This window comes from Fusobacterium sp. DD2, from assembly GCF_018205345.1.
In the GTDB taxonomy this organism is placed as follows: domain Bacteria; phylum Fusobacteriota; class Fusobacteriia; order Fusobacteriales; family Fusobacteriaceae; genus Fusobacterium_A.
In genome coordinates this window covers 1-18,098 of record NZ_JADRHM010000050.1, presented here as the reverse complement: position 1 = coordinate 18,098, position 18,098 = coordinate 1, and the positions used below count along the sequence as shown (strand labels likewise).

At 32.2% G+C, this 18,098-nt stretch carries 18 protein-coding genes; all 18 read left to right on the top strand.

Going from position 1 to position 18,098, the window contains the following annotated elements; translation table 11 throughout:
* Positions 1 to 200: 200 nt before the first annotated feature.
* The 18 genes from IX290_RS08235 (at position 201) to IX290_RS08150 (ending at position 17,988) form a co-directional block, all read left to right on the top strand.
* A complete protein-coding gene (locus IX290_RS08235) occupies positions 201 to 815 on the top strand; it encodes a DUF445 family protein (protein ID WP_211492737.1) in 615 nt (204 codons plus the stop codon).
* Between the two features lie 41 nt (positions 816 to 856).
* Positions 857 to 1,846, top strand: a complete 990-nt coding sequence (ruvB, locus tag IX290_RS08230; protein WP_211492739.1) for a Holliday junction branch migration DNA helicase RuvB — start codon at positions 857 to 859, stop codon at positions 1,844 to 1,846.
* On the top strand, positions 1,830 to 2,252 hold the full coding sequence (locus IX290_RS08225; RefSeq protein ID WP_211492736.1) for an Rrf2 family transcriptional regulator: 423 nt from the start codon (positions 1,830 to 1,832) through the stop codon (positions 2,250 to 2,252). The genes ruvB and IX290_RS08225 overlap by 17 nt, the downstream gene beginning before the upstream one ends.
* A 9-nt stretch (positions 2,253 to 2,261) precedes the next feature.
* A complete protein-coding gene (locus tag IX290_RS08220; RefSeq protein ID WP_211492735.1) occupies positions 2,262 to 2,975 on the top strand; it encodes a 16S rRNA (uracil(1498)-N(3))-methyltransferase in 714 nt (237 codons plus the stop codon).
* Positions 2,962 to 4,263, top strand: a complete 1,302-nt coding sequence (mtaB, locus tag IX290_RS08215; protein WP_211492734.1) for a tRNA (N(6)-L-threonylcarbamoyladenosine(37)-C(2))-methylthiotransferase MtaB — start codon at positions 2,962 to 2,964, stop codon at positions 4,261 to 4,263. Before IX290_RS08220 ends, mtaB begins: the two co-directional genes overlap by 14 nt.
* Positions 4,256 to 5,221, top strand: a complete 966-nt coding sequence (locus tag IX290_RS08210; protein ID WP_211492733.1) for a LytR C-terminal domain-containing protein — start codon at positions 4,256 to 4,258, stop codon at positions 5,219 to 5,221. The genes mtaB and IX290_RS08210 overlap by 8 nt, the downstream gene beginning before the upstream one ends.
* 433 nt (positions 5,222 to 5,654) lie before the next feature.
* Positions 5,655 to 7,490, top strand: a complete 1,836-nt coding sequence (gene mrdA / locus IX290_RS08205; RefSeq protein ID WP_211492732.1) for a penicillin-binding protein 2 — start codon at positions 5,655 to 5,657, stop codon at positions 7,488 to 7,490.
* A gap of 61 nt (positions 7,491 to 7,551) precedes the next feature.
* Positions 7,552 to 9,477, top strand: coding sequence for a ribonuclease J (locus IX290_RS08200; RefSeq protein WP_211492731.1), 1,926 nt, complete (start codon positions 7,552 to 7,554; stop codon positions 9,475 to 9,477).
* 19 nt (positions 9,478 to 9,496) lie between these two features.
* A complete protein-coding gene (gene yhbY / locus IX290_RS08195; protein WP_211492730.1) occupies positions 9,497 to 9,802 on the top strand; it encodes a ribosome assembly RNA-binding protein YhbY in 306 nt (101 codons plus the stop codon).
* 22 nt (positions 9,803 to 9,824) lie between these two features.
* Positions 9,825 to 10,310, top strand: a complete 486-nt coding sequence (locus IX290_RS08190; RefSeq protein ID WP_211492729.1) for a divergent PAP2 family protein — start codon at positions 9,825 to 9,827, stop codon at positions 10,308 to 10,310.
* 5 nt (positions 10,311 to 10,315) lie between these two features.
* Entirely contained in the window at positions 10,316 to 12,142 is a 1,827-nt protein-coding gene (gene dxs / locus IX290_RS08185) for a 1-deoxy-D-xylulose-5-phosphate synthase (protein ID WP_249168904.1), read from the top strand.
* Entirely contained in the window at positions 12,126 to 12,959 is an 834-nt protein-coding gene (locus IX290_RS08180; RefSeq protein ID WP_211492728.1) for an HD domain-containing protein, read from the top strand. The genes dxs and IX290_RS08180 overlap by 17 nt, the downstream gene beginning before the upstream one ends.
* Before the next feature lie 13 nt (positions 12,960 to 12,972).
* Positions 12,973 to 13,782 carry a TlyA family RNA methyltransferase gene (locus IX290_RS08175; RefSeq protein WP_211492727.1) on the top strand — a complete coding sequence of 270 codons (810 nt, stop codon included), beginning with the start codon at positions 12,973 to 12,975 and terminating at the stop codon, positions 13,780 to 13,782.
* Positions 13,779 to 15,104: a S41 family peptidase gene (locus IX290_RS08170; RefSeq protein ID WP_211492726.1), complete on the top strand. Its 1,326-nt coding sequence runs from the start codon at positions 13,779 to 13,781 to the stop codon at positions 15,102 to 15,104. Before IX290_RS08175 ends, IX290_RS08170 begins: the two co-directional genes overlap by 4 nt.
* Positions 15,105 to 15,117: 13 nt before the next feature.
* The gene (rsmI, locus tag IX290_RS08165; protein ID WP_211492725.1) at positions 15,118 to 15,783 is read left to right on the top strand and encodes a 16S rRNA (cytidine(1402)-2'-O)-methyltransferase; all 666 of its coding nucleotides are present in this window, start codon (positions 15,118 to 15,120) and stop codon (positions 15,781 to 15,783) included.
* A gap of 17 nt (positions 15,784 to 15,800) precedes the next feature.
* Positions 15,801 to 16,664 (top strand): ribosome biogenesis GTPase YlqF, encoded by an 864-nt coding sequence (ylqF, locus tag IX290_RS08160; protein ID WP_211492724.1) that lies wholly within the window; start codon positions 15,801 to 15,803, stop codon positions 16,662 to 16,664.
* Between the two features lie 11 nt (positions 16,665 to 16,675).
* Positions 16,676 to 17,497 carry an NAD+ synthase gene (locus IX290_RS08155; RefSeq protein WP_211492723.1) on the top strand — a complete coding sequence of 274 codons (822 nt, stop codon included), beginning with the start codon at positions 16,676 to 16,678 and terminating at the stop codon, positions 17,495 to 17,497.
* An 8-nt stretch (positions 17,498 to 17,505) separates the two neighbouring features.
* The gene (locus tag IX290_RS08150; protein WP_249168905.1) at positions 17,506 to 17,988 is read left to right on the top strand and encodes a hypothetical protein; all 483 of its coding nucleotides are present in this window, start codon (positions 17,506 to 17,508) and stop codon (positions 17,986 to 17,988) included.
* The last annotated feature ends 110 nt before the right edge of the window (positions 17,989 to 18,098 follow it).

Genomic DNA, 18,098 nt, shown 5'->3' with positions numbered 1-18,098 from the left:
CCCTTTCCTTTTGGTTGACTGAAAAAATTGTAAATGGTATAATTTACCAGTGGTAAAACAATAGCTCCCTCACATCTAGAGGGCTTTTTTTGTATGTAGAGGGGATAAAAGCTTATAATTGAAAAAAGTTATTTTTTATGATAAAATAGTTTACTGAACTGGTAAGAAAAGTTGAAATTATGTTATAATAAGGTGGAAAAATGAATGTTGAAATATTAATAAGATTGTTTCTTATAGTAGGCATTGGTGCTGGGATAGGATGGATTACCAACTATGTGGCAATTAAAATGCTTTTTAGACCTTATAAGGAAATAAATTTTGGGCTATTTAAAATACAGGGACTTCTTCCAAAAAGAAAGCATGAAATTGGTGAAAGTCTGGCTCAAATTATTCAGGACGAACTTGTATCTTTAAAAGATATAGTTGATTCTATGGATAAGACAAAGATAGAAGAAAAATTGGATGTAGCAATAAATCAGATGCTGGATGATAAACTTTATGCAGCAATTAAGAAATTTTATCCTATGGCTGCAATGTTTATAGGAAATGATACTTTAGAAAAGATAAAATCAATAATAACAGATGCAATACTTCAAAATACAGATAAAATTATAAATCTTTTTTCAGGATATTTAGAAGAAAATGTTGATTTTAAAGGTATTATAGTGAGAAATGTAGATGCCTTTTCACTTGAAAAACTGGAAGAGGTTACATATATGCTTGCTAAAAGAGAGTTTAAGCATATAGAGATAATAGGAGCAATCCTGGGAGCTGTAATTGGTTTTATCCAATTTCTAATTGGATTTTTAATATAAGGAGAGATTAAGTGGACGAAAGAGTGGTTACAAATCTGGAGATGGATAATGATGTGGAGGTTCAAAAGAGTCTGAGGCCAAAATCTTTTGCTGAGTATATAGGACAATCTTCTTTAAAGGAAAAAATGTCAATATATATTGAAGCAGCAAAGAGAAGAGGGGGATCTATTGACCATATACTTCTATATGGCCCACCAGGACTTGGTAAAACAACTCTAGCAGGTGTTATAGCTAATGAGATGGGGGCAAACCTCAGGATAACATCTGGACCTGTTTTAGAACGTGCTGGGGACTTAGCAGCTATACTTACCTCTTTAGAAGAAAATGATATTTTATTTATTGATGAGATACATAGACTTAATACTTCAGTAGAGGAGATACTTTATCCTGCTATGGAAGATGGAGAGTTGGATATAATCATCGGTAAGGGACCATCTGCCCGTTCAATAAGAATAGAGCTTCCTAATTTTACACTTATTGGAGCTACTACTAAGGCTGGACTTTTGAGTTCACCTTTAAGAGATAGATTTGGAGTAAGCCATAGAATGGAATACTACAATGAGGAAGAGTTGGCAGAGATCATATTAAGAGGTGGAAAGATTCTGGGAGTTAAAGTTGAAAAAGATGGTGCTATGGAGCTTGCCAGTCGTAGCAGAGGAACACCTAGAATAGCCAATAGACTTCTTAAGAGAGTAAGAGACTACTGTGAAATACGTGGGGATGGAATTATTAACAAAAGTATATCAATTGAGGCATTGAAAATATTGAGAATAGATTCAGCAGGACTTGATGATTTGGATAGGGATATAATAACATCGATAATTGAAAATTATGGTGGAGGACCTGTAGGAATAGAGACACTTTCTTTGCTTCTTGGAGAAGATAAAAGAACCTTGGAAGAGGTATATGAGCCTTTCTTAGTAAAAATAGGATATATAAAAAGAACAAGTAGAGGAAGAGTAGTTACTGAAAAGGCTTACAAACATTTTAAAATATCAAAGGAGCAGGATACAAATGAAGATAAGCACTAGAGTTAGATATGGACTGAAAGCATTAGTATATATAGCTGAGAACAGCACAGAAAAAAAACTTGTAAGAATAAAAGAGATAGCAGATGCTCAAGATATATCTGTTCAGTATTTAGAACAGATACTTTTTAAGTTGAAAAATGAAAATATAATTGAAGGAAAAAGAGGACCAAATGGTGGTTATAGACTTGTTCAAGAGCCAAAACTTGTAACTTTACACCAACTTTATAAAATACTTGATGAAGAGGAAAGAGTTATAGATTGCAATGAAAGTGAAGAGCATAAAGCTGCGTGCAGTGAACTTACATGTGGTGGAAAATGCATATGGAATAAACTTGATAATGCAATGACAAAGATTTTAGAAGAGACAACTCTGGATGAGTTTATAAAAAACAAAGATATAATATAGGAGAATCCTATGATAAGTGTTATAATAACAAGTAATAATATTAGAGAAAATAAAATAATAGTTGATGACAAAAGCGATGTAAATCATATAAAAAATGCTTTTAGAGTTAAAATTGGTGAAGAGATAAGAGCTGTAGATGGAGAGAAAGAGTATATCTGTGAAGTTGAAGATATCTCTAAAAAAGAGGTTGTACTTCAAATAAAGGAGATTTTTGAAGACAGATATTCTACTAAGACTCAGATAGATGCAGCTATAGGAATATTAAAAAATGATAAGATGGATCTCACTATACAAAAGCTTACTGAGATAGGGGTACATAAGATAATACCTGTTGCAGCAAAACGTGGTGTTGTAAAGTTAAGTGAGAAGAAAGATAAATGGGACTTAGTTGTAAGAGAGGCACTAAAACAGTGTCAGGGAGTTAAACCCCTTATAATTGATGAGATTAAAAAAATTGAGGAACTTGATTTAGATAGCTATGATCTGGTAGTTGTTCCTTATGAGTGTGAAGAGGAATATACTTTAAAAAATCTTTTGAGAAAACAGGGAGATAATATAAATAAAGTTCTTTATATAATCGGTCCTGAAGGTGGTTTTGATACCAGTGAAATTGATTATTTAAAAGAAAAAGGTGCAAATATTGTTACCTTAGGAAAAAGAATTTTGAGAGCAGAGACTGCCTCTATTGTAGTAGGAGGAGTATTAATAAATGAATTTCAGTAAGAGAGTAGCTTTTTATACTCTAGGTTGTAAAGTAAATCAGTATGAAACAGAGAGTATAAAAAATCAGCTTATCCAAAAAGGGTATATAGAGACTCCATTTGAAGAGGAAGCAGATATTTATATAGTCAATTCATGTACTGTTACAAGTGTAGCAGATAGAAAAACAAGAAATATGTTAAGAAGAGCTAAGAAGTTAAATCCTCATAGCAAGGTAATTGTAACTGGATGTTATGCTCAGACTAACAGTAAAGATCTTCTTGAGATGGAAGAGATTGACTATGTAGTAGGAAATAGATATAAAAAAGGGATAGTAAATTTTATTGAAGATATTGAAAATAGAACTTTAGATAGAGTGAAAAATGACAATATTTTTGATGAACATGAATATACTGAATATGAGTTTGCAACTCTAAGAGAGATGTCCAGAGCCTATGTGAAAATCCAGGATGGATGTAATAACTTCTGTTCATATTGCAAGATACCTTTTGCAAGAGGAAGAAGCAGATCAAGAAAGAAAGAGAATATAATAAGAGAGATTGAAAAACTTGTAGGTGAGGGATTTAAAGAGATAATTCTTATTGGAATAAATCTTGGTGCCTATGGGGAAGATCTTCCTGAAAATATAGATTTTGAGGATCTTTTAGAAGAGATTTTAAAAGTTCCTGGAGTGGAAAGAGTAAGAATTGGATCAGTTTATCCAGATAAGATATCAGATAGATTTATCGATCTATTTAAGAAATATCCAAATCTTATGCCACATCTTCATATTTCACTTCAATCATGTGATGACACAGTGCTTAAGATGATGAGAAGAAAATATGGAAGTGATCTTATAGAGGAGAGACTGCTTAAATTAAAAAATGCTGTTGAGAAGATGGAATACACAGCAGATATTATTGTTGGTTTTCCAGGAGAGACAGAGGATATGTTTTTAAACTCTTACAAGATAATAGATAAGATTGGATTTTCAGGAATTCATATTTTCCAATACTCTGATAGAGAGAACACAATTGCAAGCACACTTGAAAATAAGGTGGATCCAAAGATAAAAAAAGAGAGATCAGACAGACTTGAACATCTAAAGAAGATCATGGCTCATAGAGAACGTGAAAAATATATTGGCAAAGAGTTGGATGTGCTGGTAGAAGAGAAAATAGGAGACTTTTTATTTGGATATAGTGAGAACTACTTAAGGGTAAAATTTAAAGGGGATGAATCTCTTTTAAACAGGATACAAAGAGTCACAATAAATACAATTGAAAAGGAGATGTTACTAGCGTATGAATAAGAGATTGAGAGCAATATTTGTAGTATTGGTGATAATAGCAGCTTTGGCAGGGTTTTTATTTGTAAATTCTTTGAGAAAAAATCCTGATCTTGATAAAAATAGTAGCTATCTAATCCAGGGGAAAGAAAATTTAATAGCTGTGTACAAAGACAAATTAGCAGTGAAGATTCCTTATGATATCAATATTGATAAGGAAAAAACTGTAAAAGATTTAGTGAGCACAGGAAGCCATGAAACAGTTTTGGAAACAGTAAATAAGATACTCCCAGAACCAGTTACAAACTATATGGTTGTAAAATATGGACAGGTAAATCTGAATGTAAAAAATCAAAAGAATATACCTGAAACTGTTATAAATAATAAAAGATACATTTTAACTTCAAGTCTTTATTCAATGTTTGACAGTTTATATAATGAAAAAGAGAAAGTTAATGAGTTAAATGAGAATATAATAGTTGATGTTCTAAATGCTAATGGTAGAAATGGTTATGCAAGAAGAACTGGAGAAACTATTAAGAAAAATCTTGGAATGAAATATAATGCAGCAAACTATGAGACAAATCTTGAAGAGAGCTACATTATACTAAATGATATATCAACAGAAAAAGCTGAAGATATCATAATGCAGTTAAATGAAAAATACTTTAAAATTCAAAAAGATCCAACTGTACCAACACTTGCAAATGTAGTAGTGGTATTAGGTAAAGAGGAAAATGTAAATTTTGAAGTTGAAGTAACAGGTAAAGGACCTGGTGTTCAGGCAACTGTAGATGATTTGAAAAAGGCTGGATATAAGAAAGTAACTGTTGAAAAAGAGGGAACAAAATCAGATAAGAAAATAGTTGAGTATGCTGCAGAAGATTTCTTTATTGCATACAAGATAGCTAAGACACTTGGTATCACTGATATGATTGAAAGAGATACACTTAAAAATAAAGTAAGAGTTATTATAAACTAGAAGAGGGTAGGAAATGATATATATAATCTCGTTATTAGGAATTTTAATAGAAAATAGTTTGCCATTTAATGGAAATATATATATCATTACACTGTCGTTTTTTATCTATTTAGTGAATTTAAAACAGAAGAGAAATCTTTTATATATTTCATTGATTTCTCTTCTATTATCACTGCAAACAGATTATTTTTTAAGGTTTTTTGTTATACTTCTTGTAAGCTATGGAGTAGTAACTTATATATTTGAAAATCTCTCTTATAGTAAATTTAATATTATTTTAATTGCTGTAATACAGATGATTATGTATAAATTACTTATTATAAAAGAGTTACAGATAAACTATCTTATAATCAATTTCATAGGGTGTCTCATTTTAAATTATATTTATGTCAAAATATCACATAAAACAGAAAGTATCAGAGGGTAGTTGTATATGAAAAAAAGAAAGATTAATATCAAACTTGGAGAGGACAAAGAGATAAGGACTATGTTGCTAAAAGCTGGAATTTTAGCAATATTTTTATTAATTGGAGCAAGAATGCTCTATCTTCAGGTTTATAATGCTGATAAATATTCATATCTTTCTGAAAAAAATAGATTTAAAATGAAAAAAATTGATTCTACAAGAGGAAAGATCTATGATGTAAAAGGTCGTCTTGTAGTAACAAATGGAGCTGGTTATAGGCTTGTGTATCTAAAAGAAAGAGAGCAGAATCCTGAAATAGTTAAAGAGATAAGTGAAGTAACAGGTTATTCACCAGAGTATATTTCAAAAAGGATAAAATATGGAGAGATATTTCCATTTACAAGGGAAAATGTAATTGTAGATGATCTCAATGAGGAAAGTGCACATAAACTTATGGAGAAAATATCAGATTATCCATATCTTCAAGTAGAAACATATTCTAAAAGAAGATACCTTATGGATTCAGTAGCATCTCACAGTATCGGATATGTTAAAAAAATATCTGAAAAAGAGTATGAAAGATACAAAAGTGAGGGTTATGGTCCCAGAGATATTGTAGGTAAAGAAGGGATTGAGAACCAGTACGATAAGGATTTACAAGGAAAAGACGGGTATGAGTACATTGAAGTAAATGCCCTGAATAAAGTACAAAGAAAGATAGAAAAGAAAGAAGCACCAATTCCAGGTAAAGATGTCCATATGACTCTGGATATGGAACTACAGGAGTATATGGAAGAGCAGTTTAAAGAGGATGGGAGAGCAGGAGCTTTTATAGCACTAAATCCTAAAAATGGAGAGATACTTACTATGGTAAGTTATCCTACATATTCTTTAAACATGTTTAGTTCACAAATATCCTATGATGAATGGGATAAAATAATAAATGATCCAAGAAGGCCATTATCAAATAAGGCTATTGCTGGAGAGTATCCACCTGGATCTGTTTTTAAAGTGATATCTGCAATTGCATTTATGGAGAGTGGAATTGATCCTAAGGAGCAGTATTATGATAAGACAGGTTATTACCAGATAGGTAAATGGAGATGGAAAGCATGGAAGTATGGCGGACATGGATACACAGATATGAAAAAATCAATAGTTGAGTCTGCAAACCCTTACTATTATAGAAACTCAGATAGAATAGGGCATAAGCCAATTGTTGATGTGGCTTCAAAATTTGGGTTAGGAGAAAGAACAGGAATAGATATCCCAGGAGAGAAAAAAGGGGTACTTCCTGATACACAGTGGAAAAGAAAAGTGATGGGAACAGGATGGTATAAGGGAGATACTATACTTTTGTCAATAGGGCAGGGATATTTAACAGTAACACCTCTACAAATAGCAGATATATATGCCACTATTGCAAATAAAGGGATAGTTTATACTCCACATCTGGTAAGAGAACTTGAGGATAGTAACGGAAATGTCTATCCAGTTGAAGTTGAAAAAAGACAAATAGGTTCATATCCAAAATCTTATTATGATGTTTTGGACGATGCTTTAATTGCAACAGTTTCACAGAATAATGGAACTACCAAAGTATTGAGAACAAAGGGAATGAAGGTAGCTGCAAAGAGTGGTTCTGCACAGAATGCACATTCTAAAACTACCCATGCGTGGGTTGCAGGTTATTTCCCAGCTGATAATCCTGAAATAGTTTTTGCAACTATTCTGGAAGGAGCTGGAGGAGGAGGATCTGTTGCAGGAGGAATGACCAGAAAATTCATAGATAAGTATTTGGAGATTAAAGAAAGAGAGTCTGAACAGGCAAAGAAGGTTTCTCAGATTGAAAAAGATGTTTAATTAGAGATTGGAATATGCGGAGGTGTTGGAATAATTCTTTATAAAAGAAAAAGGAGAGAAAATGTTGAAGGAAGAAAAAAATAAAAATAAAAAATCGAAACCACAAAATAATAAGATGAATAAAGGTGGAGTAGATGAGATAAAAGAAAAAATAAAAGATATTCAAAAAGGTATCAAAGAACTTAAATCAAATAATGACAAGAATGATAAAAATGATAAAAGTAACAAAAAATCAAAAGGATCAAAACCTGGAAAGAAAATAGTAAAAGCAAAGCAAAAGGTAAAAGAAAAGACAGAACCTAAAGTTAATAAAAATTCTAAAGAAGAAAAAATGTATGTAATTCCTCTAGGAGGAATGGAAGAGGTTGGAAAAAATATAACTGTATTCCAATATAGAGATGAGATAATTATTGTGGATTCAGGAGTAATATTCCCAGATGAAAACCTTTTAGGAATCGACCTTGTAATTCCAGATTTTACATTCTTAGAGAATAACAAAGATAAGATAAAAGGGTTATTTGTAACTCACGGACATGAGGACCATATTGGATCAATTCCTTATCTTTACCAAAAGATAGATAAAAGTGTACCTGTGTATGGAGGAAAACTTACACTTGCACTTGCAAAATCAAAATTTGAAAATGGACTTGGAAAAAATCTTCCAAAAATGAAAGAGGTAAAAGGAAGAACCAAGATAAAAGCTGGAAAATATTTTACAGTTGAGTTTATTAAGATAACACACTCAATAACTGATGCTTATTCACTTTTAATTACAACTCCTGCTGGAAAGGTATTCCATACTGGAGACTTTAAAATTGACCTTACACCAGTAGATGGAGAGGGAGTAGACTTTACAAGACTTTCTCAAATAGGAGAAGAGGGAGTAGATTTAATGCTTTCTGACTCTACAAACTCAGAGGTAGAAGGATTTACACCATCAGAAAAAAGTGTTGGAGAAGCATTTAGAAATGAGTTTTCAAAGGCAAAAGGAAGAATAATAGTTGCAGCATTTGCCTCTCACGTACATAGACTACAACAGATAGTAAATGTAGCTGAGGAGCATGGAAGAAAGATAGCTATTGATGGAAGAAGCTTGGTAAAAGTATTTGAAATAGCTTCTAATCTTGGATATCTTAAAGTTCCAGAAGGAATGCTTGTTCCTTTAACAGATGTTGACAAGCTAAAAGATAATAAAGTGGTAATGCTTTGTACAGGAACACAGGGTGAACCAATGGCAGCACTATCAAGAATAGCTAAAAATATGCATAAACATATTAAGATAAAAGAGGGAGATACAGTTATTATTTCAGCAACTCCAATTCCTGGAAACGAAAAAGCTGTATCAAACAACATTAACAATCTTTTAAAATATGATGCAGAGGTTGTATTTAAGAAAATAGCTGGAATTCACGTATCTGGACACGGAAGTAAGGATGAACAAAAACTTATGTTAAATCTTATAAAGCCTAAATATTTTATGCCAGTACATGGAGAACATAAGATGTTGAGAGCACATCAGGATACAGCAATACTTACTGGAATTCCTAAAAACAATATAATTCTTGCTCAAAATGGAAGTAAGATTGAAGTTACTCAATCTGGAGTAAAATTAAAAGGTAAGGTAAATGCAGGATCTACTCTTGTAGACGGTTTAGGAGTAGGAGATATAGGTCATATTGTTTTAAAAGACAGACAGCAGTTATCTCAGGATGGAGTAGTTGTAATTGTATTTACTTTAGATAAGAACAGTGGAAAACTTATAGCTGGACCAGATATTGTAACAAGAGGATTTGTGTACTCAAAAGAATCTGAAGATATAATAAAAGAGGCTATTGATACAATTAATGAAAAAGTTGGAAGAACAGAAGATTATTATTCAAAAGATTGGGGTATGTTAAAGAATACCACAAGAGATGTAGCAGCAAAATATTTTTATAATAAAACAAAAAGAAATCCTATGATATTACCAATAGTGATGGAAGTTTAATTTTTAAGGAGAAGATAGAATGGAATTAACAAGTAAAAGAAGAGCTTACTTAAGAAAAAAAGCTCATGATTTAGATCCTTTAGTAAGAATTGGAAAAGATGGAATAACTGACAATCTTATTCAAAGTATCTTAGATGCAATTGACTCAAGAGAGTTAATAAAGGTAAAAATCTTACAAAATTGCGAAGAAGAAAAACAAAAAATAATGGATGAGTTATCACAACGTAGAGAGTTCCAAGTAGTTGGAATGATTGGAAAGACAATAATACTTTTCAAAGAAAACAAAGAAAAACCTGTGGTATCTTTAGAATTAAAAGAGATATAACAATAGAAAGGGAGGATAAATCATGAGTACTGGAATAATTTTTGGAAATAGAGTACTGGATGTTGTATTCGTAGCATGGTTTATAGCCCAGTTTTATAAGGTTGTTTCTTCAATAGTAGTAAACAAAAAGATAGATATAACAAGACTGTGGGATACAGGTGGAATGCCTAGCTCCCACAGTTCAACTGTCTCATGTTTAGCAACATGTATGGCGGTAAAATATGGAATAAGAAGTGATATGTTTGCTCTAGCTGTTATATTTGCTGGAGTTGTAATGTATGATGCAGCAGGTATAAGAAGAGCAGCTGGAAAACAGGCAGGGGTATTGAATGATTATGTTGAGAAGATACCTTTAATAATAGGAGAAAAAAGATACAAAAAGTATTTTGGTGAAGATAAAAAAGAGAAACTGAAGGAACTTCTAGGTCATACTCCAGTAGAGGTATTTATAGGAAGTATACTAGGTATTTTAGTCGGAATTGGTTTCACAAAATATTTACAGGGGTAGATGTAATGGAAGGAAATAAGGAAAAAGTGCTAAAGGAGTTGGAGAAAAGGGCCAAAGAGATCCGTGAGGAACTTATTGACACTGTAAGTAAAAATGGTGGACATCTTTCTTCAAATCTTGGAATAGTAGAGCTGACACTATGCCTTCATAAGTCTTTTGACTTTTCAAAGGATAGATTACTGTTTGATGTTGGCCATCAGGGGTATGTGCATAAGATACTCACTGGAAGAGAAAAAGAGTTTTCTACTTTGAGAAAAAGAGGTGGGATAGGACCTTTTATGGATCCACATGAAAGCAGCTATGACCCATTTATATCTGGACATGCAGGAACTGCTCTTTCAGCAGGAGCTGGAATAGCTATGGGAGCACCGGATAAAAAGGTTGTAATAGTTGTTGGAGATGCGTCTATTTCCAATGGTCATTCACTTGAAGCACTTAATAATATAGGTGGAAATAAATTAAAAAATGTCATTGTCATTTTAAATGATAATGATATGTCAATAGGTAAGAATGTTGGATCTCTTTCAAGATTTTTCGGAAGATTTTTAGTAAGCGAAAAATATATGAATCTGAGAGATGACATAAAAGGAATCATAAAAAAGATAAAAATTGCAGATAAACTTACAAATACATTGGAAAGAATGGAAGTGTCAGTAAAGAACTTCTTTTTACCTTTAAGTATATTAGAAAGTCTAGGTTTTACTTTTTTAGGAGTATTAGATGGTCACAACTGTGAAGAACTTTTAGATACTTTTGAAACAGTAAAAAATATAGAGGGACCTGTATTTATACATGTTAAGACACAAAAAGGTAAAGGGTATAAGTTTGCTGAAGAGGACAAGGAAAAATTTCATGGAATATCTCCATTTGATAGAGAAACAGGAAGCACAGCTTCTAAACCTCTTACATATTCAAATATTTTCGGACAGGAGATAGTAAAACTTGCAGAAGAGGACAAAAATATATTTGGAATCTGCTGTGGAATGGTAAAAGGAACAGGACTTAAAGAGTTTTTTGAGAAGTATCCAGAAAGAGCATTGGATACAGGTATTGCAGAGGGATTTGCAGTAACTTTTGCAGGTGGACTTACACTTTCAGGTAAGAAACCATATGTAGCAATCTATTCTACATTTCTTCAAAGAGGATTTAGCCAGTTGATACATGATATTTCACTTCAAAATCTACCAGTGAGATTTATAGTGGATAGAGCTGGAATTGTAGGAGAAGACGGAAAGACACACAATGGATTATATGATATAGCAATGTTTTTAACAGTGCCAAACTACACAGTTATAGCTCCAACTACATCTAAAGAGCTTGTTGAGGCATTGGAAATATCAAAAGACTTCAATTCAGGACCTATGATGATCAGAATACCAAGAGAGGTAGGGTATGATATTGAAGGAGATAAACCTTTAGAGTTAGGTAAATGGAAAGAAATAAAAGAGGGAAAACAAAATCTTTTTATAGCAACAGGAAGCATGCTTAAAGAGATATTAGATATAGATAAAGAATTGGCAGAAAAAGGTATTGATGGTACAATAGTTAGTGCTGGATGTATAAAACCATTAGATGAGAGTTTCTTAATGGAGAAAGCACTTGAGTATGACAATATATTTGTTTTAGAGGAGGCTTTTGAGAAGAATTCTTTCGGAAGCAGTATAAGAGAGTTCTACAATGATAGAGGAGTATCAAAGATAATAAATAAAATAGCAATAACTACAGGAACAGTTCCTCACGGAAAAAGAGGAGAGCTTTTGGAGGAGTTTGGATTAAGAGGAGAAAAATTGATAAAAAGAATTGAGGAAAAAGTAAATGCAGGGAAAAAATAAAAAAGCACTTGAATTTATTGAAACACTTCTTAATATTGAGATGGTTCAGGATCTTGAAAACTATGATGACCAGGGAGTTAAAGTATCTACTCATACATATGATGTACTTAAAATCTCTATTGATGAACTTAGAAGAGATTATAGAACTTTTAACGAAGCAAAGCAGAAAGTTGATTTTTTTGCTTTGACGATAGGAATCATAATACATGATTTGAGCAAGGGAAGTATAAGGAAAAAAGAGGAAAAACTCTCTCACTCTCAAATGATGCTAAAGAAGCCTGAATATATTACTAAAGAGGCTGAAAAAGTATTAGATGAAATAGAGGAGAAAGTTGGAGTACAGATAAAAGAAGATATTAAGAAAAATATAATTCATATAGTACTATCTCACCATGGAAAATGGGGAAAAATTCAGCCTAATAGTAAAGAGGCTCACATAGTGTATAGAGCGGATATGTATTCAGCTAAATACCATAGAATTAACCCTATTGGAGCTGACAAGATATTAAAACTTATGGTAAATGGAGTTCAGCTTGATGAGGTAGGAAAAGAGCTTGATTGCACTCAAGGTGTTATAAAAGATAGATTAAAAAGAGCTAAACAGGAATTAAAAGTTAAAACAACAAAACAACTTTTAAATTATTATAAAAAGAATAAAAAAATCCCAATTGGAGACAACTTTTTTGTTCAGAGAGTAAGAGAAACAGAAAAACTGAAGAGACTTGTTGATAAGAGAGGATTTAAGAATATCATGTTACAGAGTCCTTTGATTAACTATATGGTTGACAGTGAGATTTTTAGTGAAAAGACAGAATAATCAGAGGTGAAAAATGAAAGAAAGACTGGATGTATTGCTTGTTAAAAGGGGCTTTTTTCCTGATAAGGATAAAGCTAAAAGAGCTGTAATGGCAGGTCTTGTAGTAGTAAATGACAAAAGAATAGATAAGAGCGGAACCATGATAAAAACAGATGAAGAACCTGTAATCAGGATTAAAGGTGATAACCTTAAATATGTAAGTCGTGGAGGTCTGAAACTGGAAAAAGCTGTTGAAGTTTTTTCACTTAATTTTTCTGGGAAAAAAGTCTTAGATGTTGGTGCTTCAACAGGAGGATTTACTGATTGTGCATTACAAAATGGGGCAGAGTTTGTGTATTCAGTTGACGTAGGAACTAATCAGCTTGATTGGAAGCTTCGTAGTAATCCTCAAGTTAAATCAATTGAAAATAGACACATTAATGATCTCACATCTGATGAGATAGATGGAAGTACAATAGACTATATTGTAATGGACGTTTCTTTTATTTCCATTAAGAAGGTTTTACCAGATTTATTAAGTTTTTTTAGTCCGCATACTAAACTTATGGCTCTTATTAAGCCACAGTTTGAAGCAAAAAAAGAGGATATAGCAAAGGGTGGAATTGTAAAGGATGAAAATGTTCATCTGGAAATTATTGAGGATATAGTAGGATTTGCAAGAGAGCATGGTCTTTATCTTGAAAATCTGGATTTTTCACCTATAACTGGAACTAAAGGAAATGTTGAATATATTTCTCTTTTTGGAGTAGATAGTTCAAAAGAAAAAGTTATTAATATAAAAGATATTGTAAGCAAGGGGAAAAATTTAGGAGGAACAATATGAAAAATTTACTCAGAAAGAAATGGATAGTAACTTTATTAACAGTGGTATTATTTACAAATGGGTACTGTGCTCAAAGTGTTAAGAAAGCTGATGGAGATAAAGATAAGGCTGTAAAAGTTGAAAAAACTGGATTTTTATCAAATATCAGACAACTTAAAGAACTATCTGATATTATGGATATCATAAATCAGAACTATGTTGGAGAAAAAGCTGTTGATAAAAAGATTTTAATGCAAGGGGCATTAAAAGGGATGATTGAAGCATTGGAAGATCCACACTCTAATTACTTTACAAGTGAAGAACTTAAGGATTTTCAGGATGATATTAAAGGTAAATATGTAGGAGTAGGAATGGTTGTACAAAAAAGACCTAATGAAGCATTAACAGTTGTTTCACCTATTGAAGATAGCCCTGCATACAAAGCTGGAATGAAACCTAAGGATAAAATTATTGCAATAGATGGAGATTCAACATACAAACTTACAAGTGAAGAGTGTGTTAAGAAGCTTAAAGGAAAAGAGAATACAACAGTAAAAGTTACTGTTTTAAGAGAGGGAGTAAAAGAAACTAAAGAGGTTGAGATAAAAAGAGCAGTAGTAGAGCTTAAGTATGTAAAGAGTAAGATGATAGATGAAAAAGCTAAAATTGGATACTTAAGACTTACACAATTTGGAGAAAATGTATATCCAGATGTAGCCAAAGCTTTAGAAGAATTACAAAAACAAGGTATGAAAGCTTTGATATTTGACGTAAGAAGCAACCCAGGTGGAGCTTTAGATCAAGCTGTAAAAATTACTTCTATGTTCTTAAAAGATGGAAGAGTTGTAAGTGTAAAATCTAAAGATGGAGAGGAAAAAGTTTCAAATAGAGAGGGAAAATATTTTGGAGATTTCCCACTAGTTGTTCTTATAAATGGAGGAAGTGCCTCAGCATCAGAAATTCTTGCAGGAGCAATTAAAGATGATAAAAGAGGAATCCTTGTAGGAGAGAAATCATTTGGTAAGGGAAGTGTTCAGACACTTGTTGGACTTCCAGATGGAGATGGAATAAAACTTACAATAGCTAAGTACTATACTCCAAGTGGTGTATGTATCCATGGTGTTGGAATAGAACCAGATGTTAAAGTTGAAGAAAAAGATGGATATATGCTATTTAACAGTATGGTAACAAATATAGATGAAAAAGAGAGCAAAGAGAATAAAAAAGAGCTTATAAAAGAGATTAAAGGAGAAAAAGTAGCTGAAGAATTTGAACATCATAAAGATATTCAACTGGATACAGCTATTGGAATTCTTAAAGGAATTCTTATAAATAAGAAATAAGAGAGGTAATAAAATGCTATATATAGTGGCAACACCTATAGGAAATCTTGAGGATATGACATTGAGGGGACTACGTATCTTAAAAGAGGCAGATTATATATTTGCTGAAGATACAAGAGTTACAAAAAAATTATTAAACCATTTTGAAATAGATGCAACAGTATACAGATATGATGAATTTTCAAAGATGCGTCAAATTCCTAATATTATAAATATACTGAAAGAGGGAAAAGATATAGCATTGGTTACAGATGCAGGAACACCTTGTATTTCAGACCCAGGTTATGAAGTGGTAGATGCAGCTCATAAAGAGGGAATTAAAGTTGTGCCTATTCCTGGTGCCAGTGCACTTACTGCTGCAGCTTCAGTAGCTGGTATAAGTATGAGGAGATTTTGTTTTGAAGGATTCCTACCTAAGAAAAAAGGTAGACAGACTCTTTTAAAACAACTTGCTGAAGAAGAAAGAACAATTATGATATATGAATCTCCTTTCAGAATAGAAAAAACTTTAAGAGATATTGAAACTTTTATAGGAGTGAGAGAGGTAGTAATTATAAGAGAGATTACTAAAATCTATGAAGAGATTCTAAGAGGAACTACTACTGAGCTAATAGAACGTTTAAGTAAAAATCCTATAAAGGGAGAGATTGTGCTTTTAATCAAAGGAAAAGAAGATTAGAATAAGGAGAAAATAGTATGTCGATGACAAAAATAAACTGGTATCCTGGGCATATGAAAAAAACTAAAGACCTCATTAAAGAGAATATGCAACTTATTGATGTTGTTCTTGAGGTTGTAGATGCCAGAATACCATTATCCAGTAAAAACCCAGATATAACAGTTTTTGCTAAGAATAAAAAGAGAGTAATTGTATTAAATAAATCAGACCTTGTAGATAAGAAAGAGATAGCATATTGGAAGGATTATTTTATTGAGAATAATTTTGCTGATGATGTTATAAGTGTAAGTGCTGAAACTGGTTATAATATAAAAGGACTGTATTCAATTATTGATAAGGTAGCAGCACAAAAACTTGAAAAAATGAAGAGTAAAGGTCTAAGAAAAGTAACTACCCGTCTGATGGTAGTTGGAATCCCAAATGTAGGAAAATCAAAACTTATAAATAAAATAGTTGGTAAAAATAGTGCTGGAGTAGGAAATAAGCCAGGATTTACTAAAGGTAAGCAGTGGGTAAGAATAAAAGATGGACTTGAACTTTTAGATATGCCAGGAATACTATGGCCTAAATTTGAGAGTATAGAAGTTGGTCAAAATCTTGCTATCACTGGAGCTATAAGAGATGAGATACTGCCAATAGAAGAAGTGGCTGGTGTTTTGATTGGAAAAATGATAAAATACGACAAGTGGGACGTTTTAAAGGAAAGATATAAACTTTTAGATGAAGATAAAAGTGAGATTATGGGAGAGATCCTTGAAAAAGTAGCTTTTAGATGTAAAATGTTCAACAAAGGTGAAGCTTTAAATATTCAACAAGCGGCTTTCACAGTATTAAGAGATTATAGAAACTGTAAACTTGGAAAATTTGGCCTTGATAAATAGTGGAGGAACTCATGAACAAATTTAGTATTGACTTAAATGTACTTGAAGATGTAATTGTAGATTTTTTAAGAGAGGAAGCAGGAAGAGTAGGATTTAAAAAAGTAGTTCTAGGTCTTTCTGGTGGAATAGATTCAGCTCTTGTGGCTTTTCTTGCAGCTAAGGCATTTGGACCTGAAAATGTATTAGGTATTATGATGCCATATAAAAGTTCAAGTAAAGAGAGCGTAGAACATGCAAAATTAGTAATTGAAAAGACAGGAATAAGAAGTAAGACAGTTGAGATAACACCTATGGTGGAAGCTTATTTTGCTATGAATCCTGACATGGATAGCTTAAGAAAAGGAAACAAAATGGCAAGAGAGAGAATGTCAATATTATTTGATCACTCAGCTGCCGAAAGAGCATTGGTTCTTGGTACATCAAATAAAACAGAGGTTCTATTGGGTTACAGTACTCAATTTGGAGATTCAGCTGCTGCACTAGAACCTATTGGAGATCTTTATAAGACAGTAGTATGGGATTTATCAAGACATATGGGAGTACCTAGCGAGCTTATTGATAAAAAGCCTAGTGCTGATCTATGGGAAGGTCAAACAGATGAACAGGATTTAGGATACTCTTATAAAATGGCTGACGAAATTTTATATAGACTTTTAGAAGAGAGAAAGACTCCAGAAGAGATTTCTGAAGAAGGTTTTGATATAGCACTTATCAAAAAAATAATCAAAAGAGTAAAAATGATGCAATATAAAAGAGTTATGCCAGTAACTGCAAAGGTTACAGACAGGACTCCAGGTCTAGATTTTAAATATCCGAGAGACTGGGGCGTGTAATATTTTAAATGAAAGGGTTGGATGATATGGCACATGAAGAGCAACTAAAAGAGAATTTAAATGAGATTCAGACAGAAAAAGATAGAATAAAAGGGCTATTAGGAGAAGTAGGAAATAAAAATAATACTCAACACAGAATAGTGAGTTTAATATTTGCACTATTAATTGTTGTGCTTCTTGTTTTAGGAGTGGCTCTTCAGAAAATCAGTTTATATTTAACATTAGAAATTGTTGCAATAGTAGGATTATTTAAAGTTATATGGATGTTTTATGAGTTTCAAAGATCTATGCATTTTCAATTCTGGATACTGAACTCACTAGAATTTAGAATAAATGACGTAGATAAAAGAATGAAGAAAATAGAAAAAATGCTTAAGGAAGAAAAAGCAACGGTTGAAAAAGCCCTGGGAACAAATTTGATTGAGGACAAACCTCAAGAACCTGAGGGAGAAGTAAAAGAGGAAACTCAACCGGGTCAAGAAGAAAAGTAACACAATTTTGTAATACTGCAGTGCTTCAAGACAAGAATATTCTTGTCTTGTTTTATATATTAGGAAATTATAATTTGAATAATAAGATAGAAAGTAGCTGAGAAATAGAA

Excerpts from the sequence above, each read along its gene's own strand:
- IX290_RS08210 (WP_211492733.1), top strand. The coding sequence starts at position 4,256 with ATGAATAAGAGATTGAGAGCAATATTTGTAGTATTGGTGATAATAGCA.
- IX290_RS08235 (WP_211492737.1), top strand. The coding sequence starts at position 201 with ATGAATGTTGAAATATTAATAAGATTGTTTCTTATAGTAGGCATTGGT.
- rsmI (WP_211492725.1), top strand. The coding sequence starts at position 15,118 with ATGCTATATATAGTGGCAACACCTATAGGAAATCTTGAGGATATGACA.
- IX290_RS08175 (WP_211492727.1), top strand. The coding sequence starts at position 12,973 with ATGAAAGAAAGACTGGATGTATTGCTTGTTAAAAGGGGCTTTTTTCCT.
- IX290_RS08200 (WP_211492731.1), top strand. The coding sequence starts at position 7,552 with ATGTTGAAGGAAGAAAAAAATAAAAATAAAAAATCGAAACCACAAAAT.
- IX290_RS08190 (WP_211492729.1), top strand. The coding sequence starts at position 9,825 with ATGAGTACTGGAATAATTTTTGGAAATAGAGTACTGGATGTTGTATTC.
- IX290_RS08225 (WP_211492736.1), top strand. The coding sequence starts at position 1,830 with ATGAAGATAAGCACTAGAGTTAGATATGGACTGAAAGCATTAGTATAT.
- mtaB (WP_211492734.1), top strand. The coding sequence starts at position 2,962 with ATGAATTTCAGTAAGAGAGTAGCTTTTTATACTCTAGGTTGTAAAGTA.
- dxs (WP_249168904.1), top strand. The coding sequence starts at position 10,316 with ATGGAAGGAAATAAGGAAAAAGTGCTAAAGGAGTTGGAGAAAAGGGCC.
- ylqF (WP_211492724.1), top strand. The coding sequence starts at position 15,801 with ATGTCGATGACAAAAATAAACTGGTATCCTGGGCATATGAAAAAAACT.
- IX290_RS08170 (WP_211492726.1), top strand. The coding sequence starts at position 13,779 with ATGAAAAATTTACTCAGAAAGAAATGGATAGTAACTTTATTAACAGTG.
- IX290_RS08220 (WP_211492735.1), top strand. The coding sequence starts at position 2,262 with ATGATAAGTGTTATAATAACAAGTAATAATATTAGAGAAAATAAAATA.
- IX290_RS08150 (WP_249168905.1), top strand. The coding sequence starts at position 17,506 with ATGAAAGGGTTGGATGATATGGCACATGAAGAGCAACTAAAAGAGAAT.
- IX290_RS08155 (WP_211492723.1), top strand. The coding sequence starts at position 16,676 with ATGAACAAATTTAGTATTGACTTAAATGTACTTGAAGATGTAATTGTA.
- IX290_RS08180 (WP_211492728.1), top strand. The coding sequence starts at position 12,126 with ATGCAGGGAAAAAATAAAAAAGCACTTGAATTTATTGAAACACTTCTT.
- mrdA (WP_211492732.1), top strand. The coding sequence starts at position 5,655 with ATGAAAAAAAGAAAGATTAATATCAAACTTGGAGAGGACAAAGAGATA.
- ruvB (WP_211492739.1), top strand. The coding sequence starts at position 857 with ATGGATAATGATGTGGAGGTTCAAAAGAGTCTGAGGCCAAAATCTTTT.
- yhbY (WP_211492730.1), top strand. The coding sequence starts at position 9,497 with ATGGAATTAACAAGTAAAAGAAGAGCTTACTTAAGAAAAAAAGCTCAT.